The sequence below is a fragment of the Streptomyces sp. NPDC057694 genome, assembly GCF_042799415.1.
In the GTDB taxonomy this organism is placed as follows: domain Bacteria; phylum Actinomycetota; class Actinomycetes; order Streptomycetales; family Streptomycetaceae; genus Streptomyces.
Genome location: NZ_JBHVIX010000052.1, coordinates 1 through 8917 on the forward strand (window position 1 = coordinate 1; position 8917 = coordinate 8917).

An 8917-nucleotide genomic window follows, 5' to 3' on the forward strand; every position below is an offset into this window, starting at 1 on the left:
GAAAGGAGGGGGGGGAGGGGGGGGGGGGGGGGGGGGGGGGGGGGGGGGGGGGGGGGGGGGGGGGGGGGGGGGGGAGGGAGGGGTGGTTTTGGTCTTTGGGTGGGGGGGGGGGGCTGGGGGACCAGAACGGCGCGCCGGGTCGTGGCATCCCACGCCCACGTCATCCGGCAACAGAAGCGGACCGCCCGGGGATGCCGCTGCCACCTACGAGGCTCACGACTACGCCGCCGAAGGCGCCGGTCCCGGTCGTGCTGGGCCTGGGGACGATGTCATCGGGGCGGGTCCCGGGGCCGAGCCGAGGACGTCCCGCCGCTCACCGGCGGACATACCTCCCCACACTCCGTAGTGCTCCTTGTAGTCCAGGGCCATGGCGCCGCACTCCTCCACGACCTCGCACCGTCCGCAGATCCTGCGGGCCCGCTCCTCCCGCCGTGTGCGCCTGCGGCCACGCTCGCCCGCAGGAGAGAAGAACATCGAGCTGTCCATCCCACGACAAGCCGCTTTCTCCTGCCATTCCCAGTCGCTCAGAAGCGGAATCAGACTGGTTCGCATCGCCTTCCTCCTTCCTCCCCCGGACGGTCCGAATATCTGTCCAGAGGACGGGGCTTTCCGTCTCCTCATCGTTCTTCGAGAGCGGGGACGGCTACATCGGTCAGATGACTGATATCCCAAGAAATTCCGCGCAAGAATGCGTCATCATGACATCATGGGCATGACAACTACACACTTGTGCTCAGGGGACCGCACCCATGCGGGTGGTCGGCCCCCTGATCACCGGCCGGCGGCCGGCGGCGCCAGAGCGCTCAACCCTCCGCGCTCTCCCCTCCGCCGCCCTCGTCGGAGTCTGCGCCATCAGGGTCCAGGCCGGCATAGAAGACGGAGTGACCCTGCTTGAGACGCTGAGCGCTGCTGCGTGCGACGAGCCCCTCCAGGGTGGTGCGGACCACGGTCGTCTTGATGACGCGGTCCGGGTGCGCCTCGCTCAGGGCGGTGGCGACCTCCGCCGCCGAACACGGCTCGGCCTGCTCAGCCAGATAGGCCCGGATCAGTGCCACCAGCGTTGTCTTGTACTGCTTTCGTCGCGCCACTCCGGAAGCGCCGACCGGCAGTCCATAGTCATAGGAATCGTCGGCATCCGGCGAGGGATTCTGCTGCAGCGGAATCCCACTCTCCAGCGCATTCCTCATGGTGGCCAGCACAGAGTGGTCGTGCTGCAAAGTCTGGAGGCGGCCTTTGAGCTCTTCGATCTCGGCCCGGATTTTATCCTGTTCCTGCGTGTTCCGTTCGAGATCAGTGGAAAACTGCGAGCTGTAATGCGTCACTAGCTCGGTAGTGGTCTGGGCACCAGCCATACCGTGACCTCCGTGGTTCGGCTCTCGGACGAAGGCACGAGTGTGCATCCGCAGCGCACCTGAGGAGACGTGACGTGACTCAGGCGCTGGCACAGATACTACGCCTGGTATGCATGCCTGGCCCGGGAAGGTGTCAGCACTTGACACACCTGAACCGGGATCGAACCAGCCACTGACTCACTGAGCGTGCCGATGCAAACTTCTTATTTGATGAGCTGAGTCAGGCCGTCCCAGTCCACTCCAGCCATTTCCTGCCCACGTGGAACCGTGGTGTACGTGTCAGCCAGCCAAGTGGCCACCGGTTCCGCGGGTATCTCGAAAAGTGCCGTGCGCGCTGCGCCCACCTCGACCCACAGACTGGCCTGACCGCTGGCGTCCGTCCCCGGCCACAGCACGGCGTGGCCGCCCCCGGCCAAGCCGGTGAGGCCCTCGGCGAGCAACTCACGTGCGAAGACCCAGCGCACCGGCCGTTCGCTCTCCGCGTCGAAGATGAGGGTGACGGCGCACGGGTCCTTGGCGCTGAAAGAGAACTCGCAGGTGATCGGCAGGGCCAGGCGGTGGGCAACCCAATGGGTGATGCCAAGAGCCAGGTGGCACTTCTTCATCTGTTACCTCCGAAAGGCACAACCAGCCGGTCGCCGGTGAGCATCGATGGCTCACTGCGCCCGCGGGCGAACAGGGGAATCATGTGTGGGTCAGGTCGTGGAGGTCAGTCGAGCGCGCGGAGAGCCTGCGGCCTCCTGCGCGCAGCGGAAAGCGCCTCCATCAGCCCGACGACGATCAGCAAGGCCCCCGAGATCCCCACCAACTGGCCGAGGGACGAAAAGGGGAAGGCGGTCATGAAGAGGCCGGCTGAGACGATCACAGCGTTGAGGAGGTCGTCGTAGACGAACACATGGCTCACCGAGGCCGGCGTCGTCGAGACGGCCATGGCGAACCCGCGCAGCAGCCAGCTGAATCCCGTCCACAGGCCGAGGAGGAAGACAGAGTCCGCGTACCCCCGGAACATGGCCGCCGCCAGCAGAATCACCACCAGCGCTCCGGCAGCCAGAAGCCAGCGCACGAGTGCGAGGAGCGGTGACTCCTGCACCCTGACGAGTTGCAGCACGCCTTGGACGGCGGCGTGCGCCCCGAGGAGTGCGCCCACTGCGGGCAATGACGGTGAAGGCAGTACCAGCAGGGCGAGACCGACGGCCACCGAGACCACGGCCCCGCCCAGCAGCGCCCCGCGCGTGGTCGCGGTCGTGACCGTCCTCGGCAGCGCCGCGTCGCGCTGAACGGATTGGGCGTCCACACGCACCGTCTCCAGCTGAGTCATCCGGTCACTTCCCCATCTTTCAGGCTGGCTGTGCTCAGCACACCCAGCACTTCTTCACATCATCGCCACACGGCCTCCGGGTTCGTATCTGTCATATGACTGAATTGCGGGCCCGGGCCTCCTCCGCGAACCGCCCGCCGCTCAGGAACAACGGGGGGGGCCGGCCATCCTCGTGCGAGTCTTGCGACGGATCAGGGTGGCACTGACATTCTCTGTACTCACGGGGTGTGCTGCTGTAGTGCCTTCGGGACTTCCCGGTCGGGTCGACCCTGCGGCGGGCTCGGGACAACCCCACAGACGCAGCCGCGGAGCTGCGAGAACGTCTCGTCGCGGTCTCGCGACCGCGCCTGCGCCTTCCGACGGGTGTCGGGTTCGCCCCAGGGGGTGCGGTGGCGATGCCTGGGGTTGTCCCCACGCGCCTGGTCGGGAGGGCCCAGGCCCTGTATCAGGCGGCCTCGACAGCTATTTCTGCCCCGATTTGCCCATCATGTTGCGTGGTCGCGGAAGAACCGTTTCGCGAGCCCTGAAGTGTTCCTCACCGGTGCCCTCACCCGTGCTCTCGGTCCCGGGTACCGGAGACCCACGGATCGTGCCTGTGCCGTCGCAGCGCACACGGACCAATGGAGGCTGCCTTGAGTCAGGCCATCGACGCATCCCTGCCGGCGCTCGGCTCAACCGACGGTGTGTCCCCGCTCCCGGTGCGCGGACGGGACGTGGAGCAGGCGCGACTCATCCGGCGCATCCGCCGGCTGGTCCGGCACGGAGACGGCGGAGTGGTCCTGATCGACGGACCGGCCGGCGTCGGCGCGTCGCGTCTGCTGGAATTCGCCGTGGCAGAGGCCGCCCTGACCGGCGCGCGTGTCCTGATCGGTTCCGGTTCGTCCTGCAACGCGCTCACGCCGCTGGCCCCGCTGCTCGACGCGCTGACCGGAGACGGGGATCCGGCCTTCGTCCGCGGCCTGCGCGAGCGCGGCTACGGACAGCACGATGTCTTCTGGCTGCTGCGGGAAACCAGGGACAGGCTGTGGTCCCTCACCGTGGCGGGGCGGGTCGTCGTCGTCCTGGACGACCTGCACGACTGCGACGAGCTCACGCTCCTGGCGATCCGCACGCTCACCGCCCAACTGGCCGACCGCCCGGTCCTGTGGCTGGTCGCCGCACGGTCCCACACCGACAGGCCGGCCGCCCAATCGCTTCGCCTCGACCTGCTCGCCGGGCACGCCGAACACCTGGAGCCGGCGCCTCTTGCCGTCCCCGCGGTCCACGACATGGTCCGCGACCTGCTCGGCACGCGCGCCGCGGCGGCGGAACCGTACCTGCCCTATCTGGACGGCCTGCCCGCTGTCGTACGGCACGCCTGCGCACAGCTCGCCGAGCACGGCAAGGACGACCGGCAGGACGGGCCGCACGCCGAAGCGGCGGTCGTGGGTGCGTTGGTGTCCCGGCGCCTGGACCAACTGACGGAGGAGGGGCGGGAGCTGGCTCTGATGGCTGCCCTCCCCGGTGGCACGCTCACCGTCCGGCACCTGGCCCGGCTCCTCGGCCGCCGGGAGTCCGCGCTGCTCAGACCTCTGCGAGAGGTGCTCGCCGCGCGACTGCTGGAGTCGGGGGCCCACCGGCTCTCGTACTCCCACCCGGCGGTACGCGAGGCGGTGGCCGCCACTGTGCCGCAGCCGGTGCGCCTCGCCGTTCGCCGGAGAGCCGTGGACCTGCGGCTGAAGGAAGGTGTGCCGACGGCGTCGCTGGCCGCCGAGGTCGCGGAGGTCGCCGAACCCGGCGACCTGCGCGCGGTGGAGATCCTGCGCGACGCCGCCGAGACGCTCGCGCCTCTCGCACCGGGCCCGGCCTCCGCCCATCTGAAGCGGGCCATAGCCCTGTGCGACGACTCCGAGGCCGATCGGCTGCGGCTGTCGGCCCGGCTGGTGCCCCTGTTGTGGCAGATCGGGCGGGCGGGCGAAGCCCGTGCGCTGGCCCTCGACATCCTCCAGGCGCCGCCGGACCCGATCACGCACGCCGAGGTGTGCCTGCACCTGACGCGGATGGGCGGCGCCCTGCCGTACGCGCAGACTCATCTGCGTCTGGTGCACCGGCGCCGAGACGTACCTGTGTCGCTCAAGGACCAGCTGATGTCGGTGACGCTGCTGTACCGGCTGTTGGAAGGCGAGGTCGAGGAGGCCGGAGGGGCCGTGGCCGGCACGCTGGCGCGCACACGCGGAACACACCCGGTGAGCGAACTCACCCACCGGACGCTCCGGTCGATGAGCGCCTGTCACCGGCAGAACTGGGGTGAGGCGCTCAGACACAGTGAGACCGCGGCCGAGGGCATCGCGGAACTGCACCCGCCGCGCGCCGCCGGCCTCGTCGAAGTGGCGCTGTCGACCGCGTGGCGCGCCTCGTTGCTGGCGGTGGCCTCGGACGACGCGGCCGCCATGGGGCTGGTGGAGGCCGGACTGTCCGAGGCCGGGCAACGCGGCCGGCGTGCCCTTGTGCCGGTGTGGCGGGCCAGGCGGGCCCGGCTTCTGCTGGACGCGGGCCGACTGGCCGACGCGGCCGCGGAGCTCACGGCGGCGCAGAAGGTCTCGGCCGTCCCCGGCGGATCCGCCGTCAGCGAGGAGGACCTGCTGTGCACGGCTGTACGCGTGGCCTCCCACACGGGCGACGACAACATGCTGGAGGCCTGCACGGCCACGGGCGAGGAATACCTGACCGCAGAGGGCCCGCAACGGCGCAGGGTCGGTGCCTGGGTCACACTGGTCTGCGCGGTCACCCGCGAAGTGCCCTCCACCGAGCGCCAGTTGCGGGGCGCGGCCGCCCTGCTGCGCCGCGGCTTCCTGCACACCGCATGCCTGGACCCGGGGGACATCGTGTTCCTCGTGCGCGCGGCCCTCGCCGTCGGCGAAGGCGACATCGCCTCCTCAGCGGTGGAGTTCGCGCAGACCCGCGCACGGCGCTGTCCCCGGTTCCCGCTGTTCCGGACGGCGGCCGACCATGCGCGGGGCCTGCTGGAGGCCAGTGCGGAGCGGCTGGTCGAGATCGCGGACCGGTACGCCGGCGACCGCCCGCTGCTGGCGGCCCGAGCCCTGGAGGACGCCGGGACGGCCGCGGGTGCGGGCGACCCGATCGCCGCGCGCTCCCACTATGAAGCGGCGTTGGAGCTTTACACGGCGTGCGGGGCCGACGGGGACTGCCGACGTGTCCGCGGCCGGCTGCGCACCCTCGGGACGAAACCGGCGGCGGTCGGTGGCGACGGTCCGGAGCGGAGGTGGAGGGGGCTGACGCCCGCAGAGCTGGGAGTGGTGCGTCTGGTCGCCCGCGGGGAGACCAACCGGGAAGTCGCCGAGCGGCTCTTCCTGTCCCCGCACACGGTCAACAGCCATGTACGGCACGCGTTCGAGAAGCTCGGCGTACGCTCACGCGTCCAGCTGGCCACGCTGTACATGCGTGAGGTCGACGGCGTGGCCGAGGCGTCCGGATGACCTCAATGGTCCGTCACGGGCTCGGCGGCCTCGCTCCGGTCCGCCCGCCAGTCCCCCACCGCGAGAGCCAGGGAGACCAGGACCGCCACGATGCCGGCTCCCACGGCCAGGGCGATCGCCACGCGGGCCGTGGCGTGACCGAGGACAAGGTAGTAGAGCCCCGGCAGAACCGCCGTTCCCACGGCGGCGCCGATCCGCTGCCCGGTCTGCAGAGCGCCGCCGGCCACCCCGGCCATGCTCACCGGTACGTCCCGCAGGGTCATGGTCACGTTGGGCGAGATCACGAAACCGCTGCCGAACCCGCTCACCAGCAGCGCCGGTATCAGGACCCACTCGGCCGTTCCGGGCGGGACCAGCCACAGCAGCAGGGCCGTGGCGCCGAGGCCCGTGGCCACCGCGGTCAGGCCCAGGACCGTCAGCAGCCGCCCCGCCCGCTCGACGAGCCTGCTCGCCACGACGGCCGCGATGGCCGAGCCGACGGCGAAGGGCGTCACCGCAAGGCCCGACTTGAGCGGTGAATAGCCGAGGCTGTCCTGGAAGTAGAGGGCGAATGCCAGCCAGATGCCGCTGAAGCCGACGAAGTACACCGTGGCGAGGGCGGCGCCGGCGGCGTACCCGCGGACGGAGGTGATCAGACGGGGGTCGACCAGCGGCTCCAGGCCCCGGGCCGCGATCCGGATCTCCCAGCGGGCGAACGCGAACAGCAGCAGCCCACCGGCCGGGAACAGCCACCACAGACGCCGCAGTCCGCCCGATTCGGCCTGCACCAGGGGCAGCATGAACGCCAGCACCCCCGCCCCCAGCAGTGCGACCCCGGGCAGATCCAGGTGGCCGCGCCTGCCCGGCGTGGTTCTCGGCAGCAGCCACAGCCCCAGCAGGATGGCGAGGATGCCGATGGGGACGTTGACGTAGAAGATCCACCGCCAGCCCCGGGTGCCCGTCGCCAGGGCGAGGATCACTCCGCCCGCGACGGGTCCGACGGCACTGGAGATGCCCACCGTGGCGCTGAACAGGCCGAAGGCGCGGGCGCGTTCGGCGCCGGTGAACAGTTGCTGGATCAGCGCGGAGTTCTGCGGGGCCAGGAAGCCGGCCGCGACGCCCTGGGCCAGGCGCGCCGCGATGACGAGCCCGACGTCGGGGGCCGCGCCGACCGCGGCGCTGCACAGCACGAAGGCCGACAGTGCGGCCAGGAAGATCCGGCGCCGGCCGACGGCGTCGCCCAGCCGTCCCGCGACCACCAGGGCCAGGGCGAAGGTCAGCGCGTATCCCGAGACGACCCACTGCACGGTGGCCGGGTCGGTCCGCAGGTCGCGCTGCATGGAGGGCAGCGCCACGGACACGATGGTCACGTCCAGCAGGATCATGAAGCCGGCCACCAGAGTCACGTACAGCGCGTGCCAGCGTCTGGGGTCCGGTCCGGGGGATCTCTTGGCGCCTGGTTCGACGCCGGTCGGGGACAGAGGGCTCACCGGAACTCCTTTCACGGTTGTCCGGCAGTGTGCGCGCGGCGCACCATGCCGGACATCGCACGAATGAGGGCTTTCTTCCGTTCCGGGTGGACGAAGAGCCTCAACGGCCGGGCGACTGTCGTCGTGGCACATACGTGGCCCGCCCTGCCCCATGACGCGTCGTCAGGTCCGCGCGCGGGGTCATGCCAGGCTTTGGGCGGCCGCGGCCCGCAGGACGATGCGGTCCTCGCCCGCGTACACGTTCATGGTGTGACCGCGCAGGAAACCGACGAGGGTCAGGCCGGTCTCCGCTGCCAGGTCCACCGCCAGCGAGGAGGGCGCCGAGACGGCCGCGAGCACCGGGATGCCCGCCATGACGGCCTTCTGCGCCAGCTCGAAGGAGGCCCGCCCGGAGACCAGGAGGATGGCGCGGGACAGGGGCAGGCTCCCGCTCTGGAGGGCCCGGCCGACCAGCTTGTCCACCGCGTTGTGCCGGCCGACGTCCTCCCGGATGTCCAGCAGTTCCCCGTCCTGCGAGAACAGCGCCGCCGCGTGCAGTCCCCCGGTCCGGTCGAACACCCGCTGCGACGCGCGGAGCCGGTCGGGCAGGCTCGCGAGCAGCCCGGGCTCCACCCGGAGCCGGGGCGTGTCCGCCATCGGCCAGTGCGTCGTCGTACGCACCGCTTCGAGACTCGCCTTGCCGCACAGCCCGCAGGAGGAGGACGTGTAGACGTTCCGTTCGAGGGTGAAGTCGGGCAGCTCGATGCCCGGAGCGGCACGCACGTCGACGACGTTGTACGTGTTGGACCCGTCGGCCGTCGCTCCCGCGCAATAGACGATGGTGCTGAGGTCTTCGCCGGTCGCCAGAACTCCCTCGCTCACGAGGAATCCGGCCGCCAGTGCGAAGTCGTCGCCCGGTGTGCGCATGGTGATCGCGAGGGACTTCCCGTTGAGTCTTATCTCCAGCGGTTCCTCGGCGACCAGCGTGTCCGGCCGGGCGGAGACCGCCGCGTCGCGGATCCGGATGACCGTGCGTCGTTCCGTGACTCGTCCCATGTCCTCGATCAGCCTCGGTCCTGTGGGTGTCGGTAGCCGGATGAGCCCTCATTCCGAGGGCACGACCTGCTTCTCTTGCGCGAAGTGGCAGGCCGACGGGTGCTTCGCCGGGGTGTCGACGGTGCTGAACGCCTCCGGCACCGCGAGCACCGGCTCCTCCACCGCGCACCGCTCCTGCGCCTTCCAGCAGCGGGTGCGGAAGCGGCAGCCCGACGGCGGGTTGGCCGGTGAGGGGACGTCGCCCGAGAGCAGGATCCGCTCCCGGTG

The 8917-nt window shown here is 70.7% G+C and carries 8 protein-coding genes; 1 reads left to right on the forward strand and 7 read right to left on the reverse strand.

Annotation, left to right across the window (positions count from 1 at the left end):
• Positions 1-219: 219 nt before the first annotated feature.
• The 4 genes from ACFVDP_RS43650 to ACFVDP_RS43665 form a co-directional block, all read right to left on the reverse strand.
• Positions 220-621 carry a WhiB family transcriptional regulator gene (locus tag ACFVDP_RS43650; protein WP_383503367.1) on the reverse strand — a complete coding sequence of 134 codons (402 nt, stop codon included), beginning with the start codon at positions 619-621 and terminating at the stop codon, positions 220-222.
• Between the two features lie 182 nt (positions 622-803).
• Complete coding sequence (locus ACFVDP_RS43655) at positions 804-1352, reverse strand: hypothetical protein (protein WP_383503369.1); 549 nt, start codon at positions 1350-1352, stop codon at positions 804-806.
• Between the two features lie 203 nt (positions 1353-1555).
• Positions 1556-1957: an SsgA family sporulation/cell division regulator gene (locus ACFVDP_RS43660; protein WP_383503371.1), complete on the reverse strand. Its 402-nt coding sequence runs from the start codon at positions 1955-1957 to the stop codon at positions 1556-1558.
• Between the two features lie 104 nt (positions 1958-2061).
• The gene (locus tag ACFVDP_RS43665; protein ID WP_383503372.1) at positions 2062-2670 is read right to left on the reverse strand and encodes a DUF308 domain-containing protein; all 609 of its coding nucleotides are present in this window, start codon (positions 2668-2670) and stop codon (positions 2062-2064) included.
• 632 nt (positions 2671-3302) lie between these two features.
• Between ACFVDP_RS43665 and ACFVDP_RS43670 the strand changes: the two genes are divergently transcribed.
• On the forward strand, positions 3303-6146 hold the full coding sequence (locus ACFVDP_RS43670) for a LuxR C-terminal-related transcriptional regulator (protein ID WP_383503374.1): 2844 nt from the start codon (positions 3303-3305) through the stop codon (positions 6144-6146).
• 2 nt (positions 6147-6148) lie between these two features.
• Here the strand turns inward: ACFVDP_RS43670 and ACFVDP_RS43675 are convergent, their stop codons facing one another.
• The 3 genes from ACFVDP_RS43675 to ACFVDP_RS43685 all read right to left on the reverse strand — a co-directional run.
• Positions 6149-7615 (reverse strand): MFS transporter, encoded by a 1467-nt coding sequence (locus ACFVDP_RS43675; protein WP_383503376.1) that lies wholly within the window; start codon positions 7613-7615, stop codon positions 6149-6151.
• Positions 7616-7795: 180 nt separating this feature from the next.
• Positions 7796-8650 carry a formate dehydrogenase accessory sulfurtransferase FdhD gene (fdhD, locus tag ACFVDP_RS43680; protein WP_383503378.1) on the reverse strand — a complete coding sequence of 285 codons (855 nt, stop codon included), beginning with the start codon at positions 8648-8650 and terminating at the stop codon, positions 7796-7798.
• Positions 8651-8698: 48 nt separating this feature from the next.
• A partial coding sequence (locus ACFVDP_RS43685; protein WP_383503380.1) for an oligopeptide/dipeptide ABC transporter ATP-binding protein occupies positions 8699-8917 on the reverse strand: 219 nt, incomplete at its 5' end.